General features: G+C 62.5%; 16 protein-coding genes. 4 read left to right on the plus strand and 12 right to left on the minus strand.

Annotation, left to right across the window (positions count from 1 at the left end; translation table 11 throughout):
* Positions 1 to 415: 415 nt before the first annotated feature.
* A complete protein-coding gene (locus tag ABD301_RS11015) occupies positions 416 to 1,798 on the minus strand; it encodes an amidase family protein (protein WP_163572264.1) in 1,383 nt (460 codons plus the stop codon).
* A 54-nt stretch (positions 1,799 to 1,852) separates the two neighbouring features.
* On the opposite strand from ABD301_RS11015, the gene ABD301_RS11020 reads away from it, so the two are divergent.
* Positions 1,853 to 2,380: a TetR family transcriptional regulator gene (locus ABD301_RS11020; protein WP_163572277.1), complete on the plus strand. Its 528-nt coding sequence runs from the start codon at positions 1,853 to 1,855 to the stop codon at positions 2,378 to 2,380.
* Between the two features lie 344 nt (positions 2,381 to 2,724).
* Here ABD301_RS11020 and ABD301_RS11025 read toward each other — a convergent pair whose 3' ends face one another.
* Positions 2,725 to 3,051: a hypothetical protein gene (locus tag ABD301_RS11025; protein WP_163572265.1), complete on the minus strand. Its 327-nt coding sequence runs from the start codon at positions 3,049 to 3,051 to the stop codon at positions 2,725 to 2,727.
* 75 nt (positions 3,052 to 3,126) lie between these two features.
* Between ABD301_RS11025 and ABD301_RS11030 the strand changes: the two genes are divergently transcribed.
* Positions 3,127 to 4,032: a LysR family transcriptional regulator gene (locus tag ABD301_RS11030; protein WP_163572266.1), complete on the plus strand. Its 906-nt coding sequence runs from the start codon at positions 3,127 to 3,129 to the stop codon at positions 4,030 to 4,032.
* Between the two features lie 302 nt (positions 4,033 to 4,334).
* The gene (locus ABD301_RS11035) at positions 4,335 to 6,257 is read left to right on the plus strand and encodes a hypothetical protein (RefSeq protein ID WP_344309526.1); all 1,923 of its coding nucleotides are present in this window, start codon (positions 4,335 to 4,337) and stop codon (positions 6,255 to 6,257) included.
* Positions 6,258 to 8,430: 2,173 nt separating this feature from the next.
* Here ABD301_RS11035 and ABD301_RS11040 read toward each other — a convergent pair.
* From ABD301_RS11040 to ABD301_RS11070, 7 genes are all read right to left on the minus strand, one after another.
* The gene (locus ABD301_RS11040) at positions 8,431 to 8,655 is read right to left on the minus strand and encodes a type II CAAX prenyl endopeptidase Rce1 family protein (protein WP_279582338.1); all 225 of its coding nucleotides are present in this window, start codon (positions 8,653 to 8,655) and stop codon (positions 8,431 to 8,433) included.
* A 64-nt stretch (positions 8,656 to 8,719) separates the two neighbouring features.
* A complete protein-coding gene (locus ABD301_RS11045; RefSeq protein ID WP_344309529.1) occupies positions 8,720 to 9,382 on the minus strand; it encodes a Rossmann-fold NAD(P)-binding domain-containing protein in 663 nt (220 codons plus the stop codon).
* A 124-nt stretch (positions 9,383 to 9,506) separates the two neighbouring features.
* Positions 9,507 to 9,932 carry an NAD(P)H-binding protein gene (locus ABD301_RS11050; RefSeq protein ID WP_279582344.1) on the minus strand — a complete coding sequence of 142 codons (426 nt, stop codon included), beginning with the start codon at positions 9,930 to 9,932 and terminating at the stop codon, positions 9,507 to 9,509.
* A 215-nt stretch (positions 9,933 to 10,147) separates the two neighbouring features.
* Positions 10,148 to 10,996, minus strand: a complete 849-nt coding sequence (locus tag ABD301_RS11055) for a nitrilase-related carbon-nitrogen hydrolase (protein WP_344309531.1) — start codon at positions 10,994 to 10,996, stop codon at positions 10,148 to 10,150.
* A 44-nt stretch (positions 10,997 to 11,040) separates the two neighbouring features.
* The gene (locus tag ABD301_RS11060) at positions 11,041 to 12,228 is read right to left on the minus strand and encodes an NAD(P)/FAD-dependent oxidoreductase (protein WP_344309533.1); all 1,188 of its coding nucleotides are present in this window, start codon (positions 12,226 to 12,228) and stop codon (positions 11,041 to 11,043) included.
* Between the two features lie 12 nt (positions 12,229 to 12,240).
* On the minus strand, positions 12,241 to 13,572 hold the full coding sequence (locus tag ABD301_RS11065; RefSeq protein WP_344309535.1) for an NAD(P)/FAD-dependent oxidoreductase: 1,332 nt from the start codon (positions 13,570 to 13,572) through the stop codon (positions 12,241 to 12,243).
* A complete protein-coding gene (locus ABD301_RS11070) occupies positions 13,494 to 14,732 on the minus strand; it encodes an aromatic ring-hydroxylating oxygenase subunit alpha (RefSeq protein ID WP_344309537.1) in 1,239 nt (412 codons plus the stop codon). Before ABD301_RS11070 ends, ABD301_RS11065 begins: the two co-directional genes overlap by 79 nt.
* 230 nt (positions 14,733 to 14,962) lie before the next feature.
* Between ABD301_RS11070 and ABD301_RS11075 the strand changes: the two genes are divergently transcribed.
* Positions 14,963 to 15,856 carry a LysR family transcriptional regulator gene (locus ABD301_RS11075; RefSeq protein WP_344309539.1) on the plus strand — a complete coding sequence of 298 codons (894 nt, stop codon included), beginning with the start codon at positions 14,963 to 14,965 and terminating at the stop codon, positions 15,854 to 15,856.
* Positions 15,857 to 16,264: 408 nt separating this feature from the next.
* On the opposite strand, the gene ABD301_RS11080 is transcribed toward ABD301_RS11075, so the two are convergent.
* The 3 genes from ABD301_RS11080 to ABD301_RS11090 all read right to left on the minus strand — a co-directional run bounded on the left by ABD301_RS11080 (position 16,265) and on the right by ABD301_RS11090 (position 19,479).
* Positions 16,265 to 16,732, minus strand: a complete 468-nt coding sequence (locus ABD301_RS11080) for a DUF427 domain-containing protein (RefSeq protein WP_344309541.1) — start codon at positions 16,730 to 16,732, stop codon at positions 16,265 to 16,267.
* 1,092 nt (positions 16,733 to 17,824) lie between these two features.
* Positions 17,825 to 19,030 carry an FAD-dependent oxidoreductase gene (locus ABD301_RS11085; protein ID WP_344309543.1) on the minus strand — a complete coding sequence of 402 codons (1,206 nt, stop codon included), beginning with the start codon at positions 19,028 to 19,030 and terminating at the stop codon, positions 17,825 to 17,827.
* On the minus strand, positions 19,027 to 19,479 hold the full coding sequence (locus tag ABD301_RS11090; RefSeq protein ID WP_163568767.1) for a nitroreductase/quinone reductase family protein: 453 nt from the start codon (positions 19,477 to 19,479) through the stop codon (positions 19,027 to 19,029). Before ABD301_RS11090 ends, ABD301_RS11085 begins: the two co-directional genes overlap by 4 nt.
* Positions 19,480 to 19,516 lie beyond the last annotated feature (37 nt).

A 19,516-nucleotide genomic window follows, 5' to 3' on the forward strand; every position in this document is an offset into this window, starting at 1 on the left:
TTGCCTCCGGCCGGGCGGGGATCCACCACGTGGGCCTGGCGGCACCGCACATGACCGGCTACACGCATTCTCGACGCCCTGATTCGACTTCGTCCTGGACAACCGCATCCTGATCCGCGCGATCGAACACCGTCGCCCGGACGCCTACTACGCCAACCCCGCGAGCCAATTCTGGATTGGTGAACTGGCTCGCCGTATCCAAGACGCTCACGATGTCCCAGACCCCGAATACCTTGCCCATATCGTGTTCACTGCCATGCGCGCCGACGTCCTCGACTACCTCGAGTCCGAGCAGCGCAAGACCACATCGCGAACTCGCGCCGGTGTACACGCGCTCGCGACGGCGACCGCAATACCACTGACGTGAGCCCCCGCTCCGGCGAGCCATCGGATCTCCTGGGACTGGCCGGGTCTGTCATAGCGGTGGTGGCTGATAGCCGCCGAGGTGATCTGCCAGGAGTTCGGCGAAGGTGATGGGTGTGTCGTCGTGGAGGCGAGGTCCAATGATCTGACATCCGACCGGGAGGCCGCCTGGTGTCAGTCCGACAGGGGCCGAGACAGCGGGCAGGCCCGGCAGCGACGCATGTGCAGTCCAGAATGACAGATCCGTGTATGGCCGCTCACCTTTGTCGGTGGCAATGGTGCGCTCGGGGAATGGGCGAAAATCGTGCGCGAACGCGGTTGTGAAGGATGTTGGACACAGGAAAACGTCAAAGTCGGCGAAGTACCGTTCCCACGCCGCCTCGACGCTCGCACGACGGTGGTCATGTTCGATAAATTCACTGAGTTTTGTTGTGCTTGAGCCGGGTTCCTGGAACGCGAAAAACGCTTGAACGTGGAATCCGAAGCTTTCGTACACTGCTGCAGGATCAACGCCTGTGGGCCAGCCCTCGGCGACGTGAGCTCCGCTGCGAGCTATCGTGTCAACGACGTCGGACAGTCGATCGCCCACCTCGGCCGTGGTCGGGCAGGTCGGATCGTCGTAGACCACGCCGACGCGGAAGTCACTCAGCCGGGATCGTCGCGGCGTGGGCAATGACCAAGACCATGCGTCCCCAGTCGCACCGTCTGGCCCTGCGGTCACGGCTAGTGCTGTACGCAGGTCGGCCGCCGAACGCGCGATGGGCCCAAGTGCTGACATAAACGTGAGGCTGTTGGGTTTCGGCGGAGGCCCCGGTGGTTGAAACCCAGCCAACGGGACAATTCCCGCCGACGGTTTCAGTCCGTACACACCGCACATACTCGCAGGGATCCGGATCGACCCGGCAAGGTCGGACCCGTAGCCGAGGAAGCTTATTCCTGCCGCGACCGCCGCCGCAGCACCCCCAGACGACCCGCCAGGGCTCATCTGGCTATCCCAAGGGTTGACGGTCGTGCCGTATAGATCATTACTGGTTTGACCGAAGTCGGCGAGCATGAAGGCGAGGTTGTCTTTGCCGACGATGATCGCGCCAGACTTTGTCAGTCGTGCCACTACGGCAGCGTCGGTTTCCGCTACATACTCGCTGAATTGCGCGTTGCCCCACGTGGTGTGCATGTCGGCGACATTGAAGGCGTCCTTGATTGTGATCGGTACGCCGTGCAGTGGTCCTACATCTGTCCCATCCATCAGTGCGCGGTCGGCTGCGTCCGCATCGCGCAGGGCACGTTCTCGGCGAAGTTCGACAAGTGCGTTGATTCTGGGGTTGTGTTCATCGATTCGGCTGAGTAGTCGTTCGGTCAGCTCGCGAGAAGTTATCTCGCCACGTTTGATCATGCCTGCGACGTGGGTTGCCGATTGAAACAGAAGGTCTGCCATCAGGTGCTACCTCCATGCTAGATTATGTACCGTCCAGACGGTACAGTACTCGGCATGCCAGGCACCAGAGACCGCATCCTTGACGCATTTGTTGACCAGTTGATCGAACACGGAATCGCTACGGTCACCATCGAGAAGGTGGCCGAACGCGCGGGCGTGTCCAAGGGAGGCCTGCTCTATCACTTCCCCGCAAAGCCGGCACTCGTCGAAGGCTTGGCTGATCGACTACGCGCCTTTACCGATGCAAACCTCGCCCGAGCCGATAAGCACGGCGTCGTACGAACCTTCCTGGAAACATCCAGCCCGGATAGTAACGAGGCCCGCCACTATTGGGCCGTTATCAGCGCTGTCCAGGCGGACCCAGGCTCCACCACCGACCGAACCCGAAGTCTGTTGGCGGCTGTGTTCGAGGACTGGTCAACCCGACTGCGTGCCGCGATCTCCGATCCCATCCTGGCCGACATCATCCGATTCACCGGTGACGGCCTTTACCTCACCGCCGTCACGGGCCTTCCACTTCCTTCCAACCACCGTATCCAGAACGTGATCCGCCGGCTGCTCGCAGAAGCCGACAAGCGCTGATGCCGTGCCACGAGACCAACTGGCGCAGGCCTCGCTCATTCCTAGCGCCCGTCGCCGTCTCGTCGAGTACGCCGGCTCGTGGTGAGCTAACGGATGGGCGATTCCATCTACTCCGGCTGGTCGAGCCCTGGGAGGAGGGCCGGTTAGATACCCCTGGTTCTCCCAGAGTATCCGGCCAAGCTGAGCATTCCGTGATCATCTTCTGTTCATTTCGTGGACGAGGGCAGTGGTCGTCTGATCGCCACGAGTTCAGTCGCAGCGGATTCTAGAGCGAACAACGGCGTAGTGCGTACGGTCGAGGTGTGCAGTCGCTATAAGGTTTGTTCTTGTCTGACGTTTGTTCATCAGCGAGTTTCAATTAAGACTGTGCGGCGACTGGCCGTAGGATCGAAGTGCAGGAGAAAAGCTCGTGCCTGTGTTTCGACAATGGAGATGGTGATGTCATCGCCGGCGAATGCGTGGATGGCGTCCTCAGTTTCCCATCGAGTATGTGCCGTGAGTTCGACCTCGCCGTCAACGTCGCGGGAGAGCAGGGTCGCGCCTGCGAAGCCGGCGAGTTTACGCAGTTCGGGCAGCAATGTATGGGCGAAGTAGTCGCAGTAATCGCTCGCGCCGGCAGCGGTGGCACGGGCGGACCAAGTCCTGATAATCACGGGTTCCTCTTTCATCATATGACCAGTCTGTTCACGGCGTTCTAGTAAAGTAAAGGTGAATTAACTACACGTACACGGAAGAGGAGCTTTCGTATGATCGATCCGCGCAGGCTCCGTGTGCTGCAGGCGTTGGCTACCAGCGGGAGTGTGGTGGCGGCAGCAGCCTCGTTGCATCTGACACCGCCGGCTGTCTCCCAACAGCTTCAGGCGCTGGAGCGGGAAGTCGGCACGCCTCTGGTGGATCGGGCTGGGCGGCAGCTGGCATTGACCGCTGCCGGACGGCTGCTGGCCGTGCACGCGGAACGCATTTCCGCTCAATTGCGCCAAGCCGAAAGCGACCTAGCCGGACTGACCGGTCGAGTGACTGGGCGGGTCCGGATAGCTGCGTTTCAGAGCGTTATCGGTGTGCTGGTCGCGCCCGCATTGCGCCAGCTGGCCGTCACGCATCCGGCCGTACGCCCGGTGGTCGTGGAACGGTACGGTCCCGCTGTCGAGACGGCTCTTCGATTGGGTGATCTCGACATCGTGATGACCGAATACGATACGCAAACCGCGGAACCCGTTGTTAAAGGCTGCGGGTTGCGTCGGCTGATGTTCGATCCATATCAACTGATCGTGCCACCGGGCTGGCCGGCGGTCGTCGAGTCTGTAGCTGACCTGGCCGATCGGTCGTGGGTCGCGGGGCCGCCGGGCACCGCCTGTGACCAGGCTCTTGACCGACTCGCTACCGAATCCGGCGTCGCACCGATGGTTCAGGATGTCTGCGTTGAGTTTCCTTCGGTGCTCGCCCTGGTCGCAGCCGGCCGCGGGGCCGCGATCGTTCCGAACTCCACCCTCGCCGCATCTGTGATCGGCGATGCCGTGACACGTACCCGCGCCCGGATCGGCGGGCGGCAGATTGCCGCCTTTTATCGAAAGAAGAACAACAATCCTGACCCGGCGACCAGGACCGTCCTCAACACCCTCGGTGAAATGGCGGCTACCGCACTCGAACGCTAATCGTGCTGGCGACTTGCAGAGATACAACCTGGTCGAGCTGGCGCCACTTGAATTTCTTGCGGATTTTTTCGGATTCCTCGAACTCCGGTGGCCTGATCCGGCCGGACGCTTGTCCGAGCGTACGGACACCTGACACGATTTTCAGTCTACAGGATTTATCTTCGATATTTCGGAGGGTCGAGGTGGGTGTGCTCCGGCTTAGTTCACGCGTTGTCACCACGGTCGCGGCACTGGCCCTATTCGCCGGGCCTGCCCCGGCCCACGCTGACTATCCTCGCCACCGCGCGCATTCTGCCGCCGAGGTGGCCGCGCATGTCGTGCCAGCGGGCGGGATCAAGTCCGCGATGACCGGTGGAAACACCGTCGGTGGGGCGCTGCGGGAGCTGAAGCCGCGCATGGACGGCTATCGGCACATCGACACCCCTCGGCTGATCCAGCGGCTGCGATCGGTCAACGCCAACATGTATACGTACGGCGTCTGGGATTCCCCGACCGACTGGGCCGACCTGGTCGGCGAGTTCGCACCTGCGGCCCAGCGTGCCGGCATCAGGGTGATGGTCTACCTGGTGCCGCCGTCGGAGTGCTTCAACTCCAGCCCACTTGCCGCACGCGGTCGCTGTTCGCGGCCGTATCTGCTCGACTTTGTCGCATGGGCGAAGGAAATCGCTCTGCTTTCGCGCCAGTACCCGAATGTGGTGGCATGGGCCGTCGACGACTTCACCGTTGGCGACAACGCAAAACTGTTCACACCGGAATACATGCAGCAGATCGTCGACGCGGCGGACGCGGTCAACCCCGATCTCGGCTTTTACACGACGGCTTATTACGGCGACGCCACCGGGGCCGGTTTTTACGACAAGTATGGCCCGTACATCGACGGCATCATCCACCCCTATCTCGGCGGCGCGGGCACCCAAGACGCGACCGAGGTCGGCACGACCATCGACGCCATCCTGGCGCAAACCCAGCCGCGCGGCCTCGGGCTCGTTTTCCTGGTTTATAGCGGCCGTTTCCTCGACGCCTCGGTGTCGCCGACGGAGTCCTATGTCGATGACACCATGCGTGCGGCCGGATCGTATGCGGCTGATGGGCGGATCCAGGGCTTACTGGCGTACGGCATGCAGGTCGACGACAAACCGGCGATGAGCTCGGACAACCACGCGGAACGTGGGGCCGGTCGACTGGCATTCACGCTGTCGCCGGGATCGGGTACGAGGGCCGGAAACTACGCACAGGCGACCCAGGTGGTTACTGTCGAGCCGAACGTTTCGGCCTACCGACTGGACTTTTCAGACCTCGACCGCTACGCAAACGTGCCGGAGGGTTCCGGCTATCACTTCAAACAGGTGCTCGTAGACGGGGCAGTGGTCTGGGAATCCGATGTGGAGGACGACGGTGGATTCAGTTGGCAACACCGATCGGTCGACCTGACCGCGGCGCTGCGCGGAAAGGCCAAGGTGGCACTGGCCTTCCGGCTGTACGAACGAAACGGCGTCGGCAGCTTTCCACTGAATGTCGGCATCGACGACGTACGCGGCAGCGGCTTTGCCGTACGCAACCCTGGTTTTGAGAACACCTCGGCCTGGGTGCTTTCCGGCGACAGTCAGCAGCTACACCCCCTGATCGACCTGTACGCGGCGGACCGGCCAGCTCGGATCCGCCGCGCCATCGCCGCGAACTACGCCAGCCGCCGCTGCGTGCCCGAGCCCATTCCACCGGCCGCGGCCGGCAACGACGCCATGTACGGCCGGGGCCGGCTTTCCCTTGCGGTCGCACCGCACACGACGACAACGGCAGGCGCGTGCGCGTCGGCGAGCCAGGTCGTAGGGGTCGACCCGCGGTCAGCCCGCTACGAGATTTCGTTCTGGCACATTGACCAATGGGACGGCCCGCCGTCGCGGCGTGACACTCAGATCAAATATCTGCGCGTTGACGGTCAGAACGTATTCGCCCGCGACACCCTCGATCCCTGGCAGTATCTCTGGATCAACGGACAAGACTGGCAGGGGCCGATAGATATTTCCGAGCTGGTACGTGGAAAACGCGCCGTGACGCTGACGTTCCTACTATGCGAGGAAAAGGCCGTCACAGATTTCCCCGTCGACGTTGGCGTAGACACCATCGAGACGGTCGGACTGGACGTACACAATCCCGGCTTCGAGAGCGCCGCGGGCTGGACCTTGAGCAGCACGGGCGGCGTGAAGGCGACGGTCAGGGCAGGGTAGCCAGGTCAGCAATCGGCGTGTTCCTAGTCCAGGGCGGCACTCAGATCCAGCGGCTGCTTCTAGATTTTTGACATCCTGCGAACTGCAATCGGTTCTGTTGTTTGACCCAAGCTCAGAGAGGTGGTGCGCGAGCTGCGATTTGCAGCATCGCGATGGTGCAATGTGGCCAGGTCGACATACAGGACCTTGTCCGATCTGGCTACTTGTCGATCGTCGCGACCATCGGCATGTGCGGGTGAAACTTTGTCGGTCGCGGTACCTCTTGGATCGGGGTGAAGGTGTCAGAATGCGTTCAGTACCTTGACCATCTGGGCCACGGAGTTGAAGCCAGGTTTGAGGAACGGGTCGGCCAGCCTGCCGATGCCATTGAACAAGATCGTCGCGTGATAGGTGATCGTGGTGCGTTGGGGTCAGCAGTAAAACTGAGATCGACCGTCGCTGTCGCGATCCTGTTTTTTCCTACAAAAGCCAGTCTGGTCTCTTCCACATGGAAGAGCCGGTAGGTGAGTTCAGCGCGACGGCTCCGGAATTCCGATTTATTGTACCAGGGTTGACGGCAGTCTCGATGGGCCTGGCGTCAACCCTGGTACAAATCGCCGTACCAGGATCCCAGGCTTCGGTGTTGGCGAAATCCTTCAGACACTCAAACAGGTGGCGGACTGGCTGGCGAACGGCGAAGGTACGCTCGACATCCATGACAACTCTTTCATAAATCCTGGACGTTGTGTTGGTGACCAGACGCGCTCGTGGCTCAATAAAAGTTTGTCACCAACAAAAGTCGGTTCACTGCGGCTAAAAGAGTCGGGATGCTGTCGGTGGACAGGCGATTCTTCTGTCCCGAGAGCCTGCGCCGCTGCGGGGCTACCGGACATCGCGATCGTTGACATGCAGTTGGCCCGCACAACCGAGTCGTTAACAGTCGTCGGTCAGCCAAGGCTCGACGGCGGTTGTGTCGCCGTCACGCTCGGCGGTGGTCCATTTGGCGAGAAACTCTTCAATAGTCATGAGGCGACCGTACGAGCGTGGGCACGCCGGTCGCATCGGTGAAATCGCCGGTCCGGTCGGGTTACGCTCGCGAAATGCTGGGGATGAACGTCGAGATGTTGGCCTAACTGGTGCAAAGGTTCGATTCCGCGGTGATCGGAGTAAGGCGCTGCGGCAAAGGTGCCCGGGGGGTAAGGGAGCGAGATGGAGCATCTGGTGACTGGTGTCTACCACAGCGACATGGCGCAGGCAGCCGCAGAAGGCCAAGCCACGAATCGCAGGCACCTGACCAGGTGTGTATCGTGATCGCTGTGCTAATCCCACATAATGTTGTGAATTGTTCTGATCAGGCGTAGTCCGCGTACGATTCCCTCATGTAGATGTCAGGTCGTTGTTCGCAATAGTGGGCGCGCCAGCGCCTCTTAATCTCGCCTTGGTGTCCGGCAGATCGCACAAGGTAGGCGACATAAAGTCTTGGTGCGTGTACACCGAGGGCATGGGACTTACGGCATTAGCTGATGCGCCCTGAGGAGCTGCCATTACCGGCATGGCCGCCGCGATCGCGATGATCAGTGCGAGGGTGCGTTTCACCTGTACTCCATGTCGAGTGGGTTCGGGCACAGCTGACCGCGGATAGTTCGAGCCCTCTCCGTCGTAAGGCGTCCGAGACTAGGCATACGACCACCTCACCGCTCGATGTGTGCGTGGAATGCAACGGGTTCCGGACAACAAAGGTCACACGCCTGTCCTGGAACGGTCACGGAGTCCCAGTTTGAGACTCAGCCGTACGAGTGTCATTCGTGCGCGACGCTTCCCTGAGGTAGACGGAACATCAGGCTCTGCCTGGTCGACTCAGGCTGGAACTGCGTCGAGCATCCTGAGCTCGTGGCTCGGTGGCTTGTGCAATACGCCAAACTGTTGGCGGGGAGCGCGTACTCCGTTGGCAGTGCTGCGATTGTTACCGGCTCGGCAATCGCGGCTCTCACCGTCGCCTGGGCGAAGATCGTCACCCCTGGCGGAGGGCTCGATTCGGCTGAAACCGTTTTGTGGTGGGCGTGGCATGGCTCACCCATATTCGCGTCTGTTCGTTCTCATCCAGTGGGGGAGGGCTAAGCGCTCGGGCAGATGGGGTTTGCGAACAGTGATGGCAGGAAGGTGAGAATCAGAGCTGACCAGGTCAGGTGGGTGATTAAGGGGCTTGGACGCCGCCGGTCGTACGGCGCTGTAGCGCGAACAGCGTACCCATCGGAAGCGAGGCGAGAACTAGGGCGAGATTGCCGGTCGCGGTGGTGGCCACCGCGTAAATAGCGGTCGAGACTGTCACTGGCGCACCGTCACCAGCGGCCACATATACCGCGCCGCGGAAGAGAATCTCCTTCGCCGCGCCGTTGGCCAAGGTAATCAACGGGTACAAGTGGCGACCTGCCTTGGTGTGCGTACTGCAGGATGCCGGCGATGGCGTTGCACGGCGGCGGGATTCATCTGGCCACTACCGTGGTGGCGGCAAAGGCACCAAAGGCGCCCACGCCGACCGGGACCGGTCCCATGACTGGTCGGCGGTTGCCGCGTACGGTGTGGCCGCGGTGCAGGGGACCGGATGCAAGTCCGCCTGCCAACCAGATGCCGGCCACCACACTGGTGATGCCGTAGAACTTGGACGATCCGGGTTTGGTCGATAGTGACAGACCCAGCAGAGTTGTCCCAGCGACGGCCGTACCAGCGACCACCCTGCGGCGGCGGGGCATTCCCTGACCTCGCCACCACGGCTTTACCATGCGTTCCCTCGTTTTCGCGCGTTTGTCGGAGCGCTTGCAATACTGCGTCGTCGTACTCCATCGGGCTGAACTTGACGACATGTCTGATGTGTCGTCGCGTACGAGCCCCTCGTTGGTCATCGAGTCGATCAGCGCCCGGGCGGCCTGAACGTCCACGTCGGTAACCAGCGCCAGCCAGTTACGACGAAAGCTGCGGTGACAACGGCGGGACCGGCAACACGAAAAACTGCCGGCCTCGATGACCGCGACCCTTCGCATCATGTCCAGGTCGGACATCACGTCTGGACCTCCGATGTCGAAGGTCCGGCCCCGCGCGTCGGCCTGGTCCAGGACTCCGACGAGACAGCGGACGACGTCCGCGACCACGGTGGGCTGCGTATGGGTGCGGACCCACGGCGGGGTCACCACCGCCGTTGGTGCTCCACCAGTTGAGGGTGATCTCCCATGAGATCCCCTCCGTGGCCGACTATGAGCCCAGCCCGTAGCACGGTCACTGGTAAGCCGGTTGACGCGAGCAAGTACTCGACCTCTCGCCGGCTGCGTAAGTGCGCCGACAGGTCATCGGTGTTATCGCCAGCCTACCGAGGTAGATGACGCGTTCCAGATTCTTGTCGGCAGCACCGCAGGCGGAGGCCTTCACCGCTTCAGCATCGCGCTCAATGAAGTCGCTCTTGCCCAGCGAATGTACGAAGTAATAGGCAGTCTCGGCGTTTCTCCTCGCCGTACGCAACGAGTGCTGATCACTGACGTCCCCGAAAATCGGTGAGCCTGCGCCGTCGTAATGCTTCGGACGTCGGGTCATCGCGTATACGTTGTGCCCTGCCTTTTCCAACGCTGCGCATAATCGTTGGCCAATGAAACCCGATGCACCGCCACTAAGACGTGAATGTGCCCTCCTCTGGCGAGCATGGGATATCCATCAGCAGCACGGCCGACCGTCAAACACGGCGTCCTGGAAGTGACGCTTCGGCCGCCGGCGCCGGCAGTCGCTGAGGCAAGTAAGCCAGGTACGGGGTCGTGAGGTTGGCAACGCCTGCGCCGCATCGGTCCTTCTACGTGGCGTTGGTCCCCGGCTCGATCATGTGAAACCCACATCGGGGCTCAGCGTGCGCGGGCCAGCGGGCATGTACATCAGGCGTCACCGCCTTCTTTGATCAGGCGGTCGATCTCACGACCGATCAGGCCGAGGCGCGCCTCGTTTACCAGTGGCATAGATCGTCGACGTCGTTTTGCGGCGTGGACGTCGATGTCCACGACATGCATGGCCTGGTGCCATTTCGGAGCTGCACCGATGATCTCACCGGATGGGTTGATGACCTGGGATCCGCCCCAGAAGGTCACTCCTGCCTCGATGCCGACCCGGTTGACAAAAACGACCCAGCATTGCTGCATACGTGCGATGGAAATGAGCAGTTGTTGCCAATAGATGACGGTGTCCAGTGACACCGGTTCGGTACGTGCTGGGTCCGGCGAGGTGGCGCTGTTGGTCGGTACGAGTAGCACCTCGGCGCCGTCTTGGACGGCGAGCCAGGGGAGTACGGCTTGCCATGCGTCGTTGCAGAGCAATGTGGCCATGCGGCCGAAGGGGGTGTCGTAGCTGCGCATGGACTGGCCGGGGTTGACGTGCTTACGTTCCTCCCAGGTGAGGTACGTCGGCAGGAATAGCTTGCGGTGTGGGTGCACGGTGCGGCCGGCGCAGAGGTAGCTGGCCGTGTTGTACGTACGGGAGCCGCCGTCTTCGTGATAGCCGATCAACACGTCTGGGCCTAATGTGGAGAGCTCGCGCAGGCGCTCGTCGGTTGCCGGGATCGACCGGTCGTCTCCGATGCGGCCGAGGGCGTAGCCGTGCAGGAAGAGTTCGGGGAATACGACGAGATCGACGTCCTGGGCGGCCGCTTCGGCCACAACTTTGGTCGCGGTGTTCAGGTTCGCGTCGACATCGCCGAGCGCCGATGCCAGCTGACCGAGCAGGACCCGCATGATGCCCACCCCACTCACGAGCCGTGCCGACAGGGTCGGTGCCGTCACCGCATCTCGGTGGCGCCGACGTAGCGATGCGTACTGAGCAGTGGGCGTCCGTCCGCGAACCGGCTGAAGCGGAAGTCCTGGTGGTCGACGGCCGGGTCGCTGCTCGCGCCGTCCAGGAGCAGGTCGGCGACCAGGCGACCCACTGCCGGGGCCAGCTTGAAGCCGTGGCCGCTGAACCCGACGGCCAGGAACAACCCCGGTACGGGTGCCGGACCAATGACGGGATTGTAGTCGGGTGTCACGTCGTAGCAGCCGGCGTACGAGTTGACGACGCCTGGCTGCGACCAGGCAGGGAATCGGTGTGTCAGCTTCTGCGCGACGACCTCAACGGTGCCGGCGTCGGCGTGGTCGCGGTACGTGTCGGGGTCGGTGTACTCGGGCGAGCTGTGATCGCTGTTGCCCACGAGTACCTCACCCGAATGTTCAACGCGGAAGTACTGCAGGCCAACCAGGTCCGACACGACCGGGGCGGCGCCGAGTTGTTCGCCGGAGGTGACCATCACGATCTGCGCCCGTTGTGCCCGTACCGGTAGGTCGATGCCGAGTGGGGTGGTCAGCGCGGTGGCCCAGGCACCGTTGGCGAGTACGATGGTGTCCGTTTCGATGCGGTGACCGGCGGCGGTCTCGACCCCCTTCACGCGGTCATCGGCGCCGGTTGCCAACGTGACGGCCGTTGCGTGCTGCATGATGCGTACGCCATGGCGGCGCGCGGCTGCGGCGTACGCCATGCCGGTCCGGTAGGCGTCGCCTACGCCGCCTCGGGGTTCGAGCGCGAAGGCACTGAAGTCGCCGACGAACATGGTGGGCCATAGCGCACTCATGTCAGCCGGTGTGATCTCTTCGACCTGAATGCCCAACGATCGTTGCATAGCGAGGTTGTCGCGCAGGGCGGCCAGGTTCTGCTCACCGACACCTACGGCATAGCCGACGTCGCGGTAGCCGACATCGGCGCCGAGCACGTCCTCGGCATGGGCGAAGACCTCAATGCCGTGCCACGCCATGGCGGCAAGGGAGGGTACGCCGTAGTGGCAGCGTACGACGCTGCTGGACTTCGCCGTGCCGCCGGAACAAAGGGTGTTGCGTTCCAGCACGACAATGTCGGTGACGCCTCGCTCGGCCAGTGCCCATGCGATGGCCAGTCCCTCCAGGCCGCCGCCGACGATGACGACTTGCGCAGTGTCCATAACGCGGTCCCTTCAGCTCCAGGGGAAGGGCGAGTTGCTCACTGGGTGCGGCAGACCATTGGCAAAGCGGGACAATCGAAACGGAGCCAGCAGCGGCTGCGGCGTACCGAGCAGGTCACGTGCGACGAGGTCGCCTACCCCGATCATTTTGTAGCCGTGGTTGGAGTCGGCTATAACGGTCACATTGTCGTGGAACCTGTCGAAAACCGGAAAGCTGTCCGGGGTGAAGCAACCAAGTCCTCCGGACGGTTCCCGGGACAGCAGGTGCGCCGTGCCCTCGAACCGTCCCAGGCAATGGGCAAGCGCGGCGGGCCACATCTGCGTGAATCCTTCGCCTGTCACGTAATCCGGGCTCGCCGGACCATAAGGATCCACTGCGACCTCGTCCGCAGGGCGATGGACCGGTGTCGGTGTGGCGCCACCTTGGACGCCGCCGAAATGGGAGTCCGGCTTGAAGTAGATACCCCACAGCGAGTCGGTCACGAGTGCGCCGTCTTCGTCGTGGAGAACGGCGTCGCTGTCCACATGCACCACGGGCGGCATGGCGCCGTTGCGGTCGGTCAGAAACCCGGGCTCGACTTTCAGGGTGCCCTCTTGGAGCAGCCAGTATCGCCACATTGCCCGCTCGACGCAGCCGCCGTCCGGGGTTGGGATGGTGACCGTCTCGGGGAGGTCGAGCATGCGCCACAGGTCCCGGATCCAGGGTCCGACGGCGATGACCACCTGGCCGCATCGTACGGTGCCGAGGTTGGTACGTACGACGGTCACCGCGCCGCCATCGATGTCGAAATCCTGCACCGTTGTGTGGTCGATGATGCGTACACCGGCAGCCAAAGCTTTGCGAGCCAGCCCACGTACGGACGCCATGTTGTTGGCGTATCCGCCGTGTTTCTCATGTAGGACACTGCAAATGTTCTGCGCTCGCCAGTCGGGAAACAGGTTGCGGAGGTATCGGCCGGTGTCCGCCGTGCCATCCACGAACGTGGACGCGTAGCCGATCGCGCGTTGTTGCTCATATATCTCGGCTACGTCGGCGGTCATGCGCGCCGGTGAGATCTGCAGGTAACCCACATCATGGTAGGAGAAATCCTGGGCGTTCTCCTCCCAGATGCGCACTGAGTGAGCCATGAGTTCGCGCATGGCCGGCTGGTAATAGTTGTTTCGCACCACACCACACGCGATCCCAGACGCGCCCGCGCCGGTGCCAGTCTTGTCGAGTACGACGATGTCCGGATCGGTCACGCCGCGCGCATTCAGCGCCTTGGCTAGGTGCCACGCGGTGGAAAGGCCGTGGATGCCCGCACCGACGACAACGAACTCGGCGGAAGATGGAAGGTCGGACATCTAGCCTCCTTTTGGTGCAAGGATGGGGGATGATGCCGCGGCGCGGAGGGGCGCAGCCACCATTGGTGGAACTCCATCACCGATTGCTCGGTGACCGGCGAGAGGGGGCCGGGCAGATAGCCGCGCGACCGGACACCGGCGAAGTTCCGTTCACAGAGGCCCCAGTCCTGCTCTGAGGTCTCCTTCCACACCGTCACCACGTCATCAAGGGCGAAGTCGGCCCCCGCGCGCGCGTCGTCGCGGACCAGGAAGGTGACCTCGACATCGGTCACATCGACGCGTACGGGTGTGAGGCGGCTGGTGACCACATAGTCGGCGTTCACGTGGTTCCACGAGTTCGGCAAAGTCACGATACGGACGCTGCCCGCGTACATTCCGCCGCCGGATGTGCCCGCCAACCGGCCAAGCGGCGGTGCGACCAGACGCCCAGACATGCTTTCCGTCTCGAACCCGTCCCGAAGCGGCAACCGGGCCACCCGGTAAAACGAACCGTCCGGGAAGTCAAACGCCTGCGAGGGCAGTTCTTGTTCGTGCCATCGTTGGCGTTGAAGGGACACCTGAGCGTCGTACGCGGCATTGGTCCTGCGGTCGCCATTCATGCCGAGGTCGAAATTCGACAAGCAGAATTCCGGATGATTCGGCCGGCAGTGATAGCATTCGCGGTTGTTTTCGACCAGAATTTTCCAGTTCGCAGCCACTCGGTAGTGATAACGCGCGACTTCCTGGGTCCGCTCGATCTCGTACGCTGACACGTGCTGCCTGATAGCTGAGGCGGCTCCGTCGAACGGTGGTGGATCAACGGCGAAACACACAAAAACGAAACCCGAGCATTCCCGTACGTGCACCGGCTGCAATCCGAGATTCGGTCCACATCGGCTACGGAAATGGTCGCCCATGTTGCCCGCCGCCCGAAATGCACCGTCGAGGCCGTAGGACCAGGCGTGATAGCCACACACGATGGCCCGGGAACGCCTGCGGCCGTCAGGCAATAGCCGGGAACCCCGGTGCCGGCAGACATTGTGGTGTGCGTGCAGCACGTCGTCAGCGGTTCGGCTGAGGACCACCGACTCGCCCGCCACACTCCAGGTCAGCTGACCTTCGGTGGGGATCGCGCTCGACGGAGCGGCGAACAACCAGTTCGCCAGGAATACATTTGCCATTTCTGCGGCAAAAATGTTCTCGTTCGTGTATGCGACCTGTGGCAGCGAATATCCTTCGCGATACGCCTGGTCAATCAGCTCGGTCCGAGGCGGAGAGTGGACAGACATGCGCGTACAACTCCATTCCGTCCGGTGCTGGGAAGACCTCCGCCTCCATCTTGCGGCCGCAGAAGATGCCAAAACAACAAGGCGGCATTGCGCAGAGGTGGACCTTCGATAAGGATCCACTTATGGCTCTGGAGCTGCGCTCGCTGCGTTCGTTCATCGTCACTGCCACGGAACTGCATTTCAGCCGTACCGCGAAACGACTTCACGTCAGCCAGTCCGCGTTGAGCCAGCAGATCAAGGCACTCGAGGACAGTCTCGGCGTACCACTATTCGTCCGGACCAGCAGGATGGTTGAGCTGACACCGGCCGGCGAAGCGCTGCTTGAGGCGGCTCCACGGATCCTGTTCGAAGTCGACCGTGCCGTCGACCGCGTCCGCAAGGCAGCGGACGGCACTGCGGGCACCTTGGCGATCGGGTCCGTCGGAACGGCCCTGACCAGCATCGCCCCACGCATCATGCGAGCACTGCGGCAAGAGGCCCCCGATCTGCGGTTCGAGGTCACCCAGCTGGACACCGACGCACAGTTGCTCGCACTCGCGGACCGTAGGCTCGATGTCGCCATCGTCCGCGAGGCGAGGCCACATCCCGCGCTTTGCCTTGAACAACTGGTGTCCGAACCGCTCGTCGTGGTCCTGCCTGATGATCACCGCTACGCCAACCAGGCACAGATCCGGCCCGGCGACCTCGCGCGCGAACATTTCATCCTCTGGCCGCGACAGCTGGGCGCCGAGTTCTACGACATCATCATCGGCTACTGCCGCGAACACGGATTCAGCCCGGACATCGTCGCCGAAGGCGCCGACATCGAGACCCAGCTGGGGCTCGTCGCGAGTGGGCTGGGGATCTCTCTGCAGCCGGCGTATTACTCCAACCTCCGGATGGTCGGCATCCAGTTCCGGCCACTGACCGGCTCACCACCGGTGGTGTCCCTCCAACTCGCCTGGCACCGCAACAACATCTCCCCAGCAGTCCAGCACTTCGTCGACACAGCCCGCGCGGTCGCCCAGACACTCTGAATTTTGTTGATCAAGGCCACTAGGGCAGTTGGTTGCCGGGTACCAATCCGCCGAGCTCGGCTGCGGGGCACAGAGGCAAACAATCGGGCGCTCGCCCGGGATAAAATAAGGACGCTCCCGATGCGGCCGAAGCGGTCAACGATGCATTCTTTCGGGTCATCGAGACCTACACCGTCGGTACCTTTCACCTACGCTGGATTGTATCTGTGACTGTCGCGAGTGGGGCTCTGGCAACACCAGCAGGTTGCGGCGGGTCATGCCTGACGGAGGTGAGGTACCGGTGAACTCTGCAAGTCGACGCATTCGTTCGTCTTGGCGACCGCCGACAGTGACAACGCCAGCGATGCTATCCACGGCAACTATGCGATCGCCTAAGGCTCATCAGCGGGAGAGGCCGCAGCGGGTGGATCACCATCCCCAAGTGCCGGGTCCACCTTTGAATGGCCCGATGATGTCGGGCGTAATCCAGCCGCCGTAGAAATCGCCCGGCTGTGGGATGACTTCCACACCGTCCAAGGTCACCTCGTCGAACGGGGTCGCGTAAACGGCGACCCGGTCGGTCAGTTCGCGGTAGTCGGCCGACGGATCCGCGTACCACCAGCCCACCTCCCGTAGCGCCGTCGCGTCGGGCGTGACGAGGTCGACGTAGCTGGCCATTCCCTTCCACTCGCAGAAAGTCTGTCGTTGGACCGGCACGATCTGGTCGCCAAACGCCGTCCGCGGCAGATAGTACGTCGGCGGATGCGAGGTCTCCAGCACACGGACCACATCATCGGTGTCGGCAACGATTACGCCTGCGTAGGTCAGCACGGCACGTCGCTGGATCCGCTCGGCGCGCGGTGGCCTTGGATAGTCCCAAACAGATTCCGAAGCCATGAGTTATCCCTCGAAGGTGAACATATTGAACGCTCGGACAAGCGTTAACCCTTTAATATAGTCTTACGGCTAAACTGCGACGTCATCATGAGATCATAGGGTCTGCATTCCTGACGAGTTCAGATAGGCCGTTCGGCCGTCTTCGCGCGCTGCCCCATTTTCCGCACGGGAGCAAAACGCGAAATCGGCGATGGCTCCGCTATGCACGGGACCCCAGGTGCAACAAGCCGTCGGACACCATCCGCCAGAAATGTCCCCTTCAGCGCGGGCATAGACGAGGATCTGAAACCGGATATGCGGCGATGAGGTCGAGTCTGACCGAAACACGTGGTTGATGTTCCGGCGTTCAAGGCAGGTTTGCTATCTTTCTCCTGAACAACTCACGCTTGGCGGCGGGATCAGAATACGAACGACTACGTGTGTCGCGCCGATCCGCGCAAAGAGCCAGTTGGTGAGCAGTAGTAACAAAAATGCGACCTCGGGTACATAGAAAGAACCGACAGTCAAGTGGCGTGTCGAGCTGGTCGCCGCGCAGTCAGACCCATCAGGCTGCCGGACAACAGCAGAATGGCCAACTTTGTCACGCGACGGTCCTCGGCTGGGTGCTTGAAACAGGTTTGCGATGTCAGGGGCAACGACCAACCGGTCCACGATCCAAAGCCGGACGACACCGCTCCACCCCCTCGGCCAGACGAGCGAGTTCGGCGTCTCTGTTATCCAGCGCCAGGGCGAGAAGCGCCGGTCAGCCAAAGGCGTGCAGCCCAACATCCCTGCGAACATCCCGCTTACTGCGCGAGATCGCCCCTCGTACACAGATGCCTCCGGCACTTCCGGAGGTCTACTCTGTTCCTGCTCGCCCACCGCGATCTCCGCGAGTTCATCGGTAGGGTAGATATATCGTCGAGTCCGACGTCGCCTGTGATCGATACTGATTGCTTCCAGCGGACTGTAGCGTCATGGGTGTTTTGATCGCGTCGGCTTTCGTGTCCCTCAGTTGGCGCTTGTCACCAGGCACTTGAGCGGCCACTGACCAGTCTGGTGTCGTTGCGCAGATCCGGGATGTCTGCGGAACGATGCCTCGGGCGCACGACACTAGAGCTGAAGTCGGGGTGGCCGTGGGCCGTACGCGTTGGAGCGGGCGGCGCGGCGGCGGATGGCCGGGATTTTGCTGAGATACCGGAGAAAAGTTGGTGGGCTGATCGCGCGGCCGGTTTCTCGCGCGGCGGCAGCTTGCTGCTCGATGCGGACTTGGTCGGCCTGTACGGCACGGATGGTCGGCTCCCGCTCGGTCTGGATGGCTGCTAGTACCTCGTCGTTGATCGGCTGGCTGGTACGCAGCGCGGGTGCGAGATGGTTCGCCGCGGCGACGGCGTCCTGGATCGCCATCAGGATTCCGTTGCCTCCTACTGGGGAGATGACGTGCGCAGCGTCGCCGATGAGCAGCAGCCCGGGCTGGTGCCAGAGTGTGAGGCGGGAGATGTCGATGGACAAAAGCGTGGTGTCGGCGAAGTCGGCCAGAAGGTGTAGCCGGTCGGACAGCCATGGCACCCGCTCGGCGACGAACCGGCGGATTGGCTCTAGGCCGGACTCTCGTACCGCTGGATACCCGCCTTTGGGCAGGGTGTATCCGACCTGCCAGTCGTGGTCGCCACCGAGAAGCGCTACGTACCGGTCAGCGCCGAAATACACCCCAGCGTCCGCGTCGGGAGGGTCCAAATGGTAGCGGGGCAGCTTGAACCAGAGCAGATCGGTGGTCGCACCCAGCGATGTCGGCGTCATTGCGGCCAGGTGCCGGACCTTGGAGAACCGGCCGTCACACGCGACTACGATCGCGGCGCCGAGGTCATGTGTACGCCTGTCGCTGTCGCGATATCGCACTCCGGTGGTCCGGTTGCCGGTGTTCACCAGGTCGGTGACCTTGGCGCCCATCCGGATCTCGAACGCCGGTAGTTTCGCAGCCTCGGCGGCCATGAAGGTCAGGAACCGCGCCTGCGGCATCAGTGCCACATAGTTGAACGGTTCTGGGAGCAACCCATAGTCGGCCGCGGTGATGGTCGCGGACGGGGTTTGCAGGAAAAACGACCGCGCCTTGTGGTGCGGTAGAGCTAGCAGCCTGTCCGCCAAGCCGAGTTGGCCAAGCAGATCGAGTGTGTACGGGTGCAGGGAGTCGCCGCGAAAGTCGCGGTCGAAGTCCTGACGTGACTCCAGGACCGTGACAGGACAGTCGGCCGAGGCCAGCAGGTATCCCAGCATCATGCCGGCAGGACCACCGCCGACCACCAGGCATCGCTCGGTCATACGTCAGTGGGCTGATCGAGCCGAAAAACCGCCATCGCTGGCAGCTTTTGCCGTATCTGATCAGGTGGCTGGCCAGCGGAGACAGGGAAGGCAGCAAGTGCCCAGGGAGCTGTAACTGCGCCCAGGTAAGCAACGATCACCCTGACCGCCTCGTCGCCGTTGACCCCGACACCGCGCCGGCGCCAGATGCGCCGGCCTGCGGTCAGAGTGCAGATGGGGTCGGTCCGCAGGTTGCGTACCCAATCTCGGCCAGCGTCGGGCGAAACCAGATACCACCTTTCGCCGACCTGCAGGACGCCAAGAGGTGTACTGCGGACCCGCCCAGTCCGGCGCCCGTGGGTGCTGACGACCCGCAGCGCGTAACCGCCCTCGACTAGTGGCTGCGGCTCACTGGACAACAGTTTGTCCTTCAGGTCAGCGTTGGCTAACTCGCTAGAACTTCTAGTCATGTCGGGACTTTACCACGGTCGGTAGCTTATCTAGCTA

This window comes from Fodinicola feengrottensis (assembly GCF_039530045.1).
GTDB lineage: Bacteria > Actinomycetota > Actinomycetes > Mycobacteriales > HKI-0501 > Fodinicola > Fodinicola feengrottensis.

What these genes read in the sequence shown, in the direction of transcription:
- ABD301_RS11015 (WP_163572264.1), bottom strand. Translation starts at nt 1,798, where the DNA reads ATGGCAGACCTTCTGTTTCAATCGGCAACCCACGTCGCAGGCATGATC.
- ABD301_RS11020 (WP_163572277.1), top strand. Translation starts at nt 1,853, where the DNA reads ATGCCAGGCACCAGAGACCGCATCCTTGACGCATTTGTTGACCAGTTG.
- ABD301_RS11025 (WP_163572265.1), bottom strand. Translation starts at nt 3,051, where the DNA reads ATGATGAAAGAGGAACCCGTGATTATCAGGACTTGGTCCGCCCGTGCC.
- ABD301_RS11030 (WP_163572266.1), top strand. Translation starts at nt 3,127, where the DNA reads ATGATCGATCCGCGCAGGCTCCGTGTGCTGCAGGCGTTGGCTACCAGC.
- ABD301_RS11055 (WP_344309531.1), bottom strand. Translation starts at nt 10,996, where the DNA reads ATGCGGGTCCTGCTCGGTCAGCTGGCATCGGCGCTCGGCGATGTCGAC.
- ABD301_RS11060 (WP_344309533.1), bottom strand. Translation starts at nt 12,228, where the DNA reads ATGGACACTGCGCAAGTCGTCATCGTCGGCGGCGGCCTGGAGGGACTG.
- ABD301_RS11065 (WP_344309535.1), bottom strand. Translation starts at nt 13,572, where the DNA reads ATGTCCGACCTTCCATCTTCCGCCGAGTTCGTTGTCGTCGGTGCGGGC.
- ABD301_RS11070 (WP_344309537.1), bottom strand. Translation starts at nt 14,732, where the DNA reads ATGGCAAATGTATTCCTGGCGAACTGGTTGTTCGCCGCTCCGTCGAGC.
- ABD301_RS11075 (WP_344309539.1), top strand. Translation starts at nt 14,963, where the DNA reads ATGGCTCTGGAGCTGCGCTCGCTGCGTTCGTTCATCGTCACTGCCACG.
- ABD301_RS11080 (WP_344309541.1), bottom strand. Translation starts at nt 16,732, where the DNA reads ATGGCTTCGGAATCTGTTTGGGACTATCCAAGGCCACCGCGCGCCGAG.
- ABD301_RS11085 (WP_344309543.1), bottom strand. Translation starts at nt 19,030, where the DNA reads ATGACCGAGCGATGCCTGGTGGTCGGCGGTGGTCCTGCCGGCATGATG.
- ABD301_RS11090 (WP_163568767.1), bottom strand. Translation starts at nt 19,479, where the DNA reads ATGACTAGAAGTTCTAGCGAGTTAGCCAACGCTGACCTGAAGGACAAA.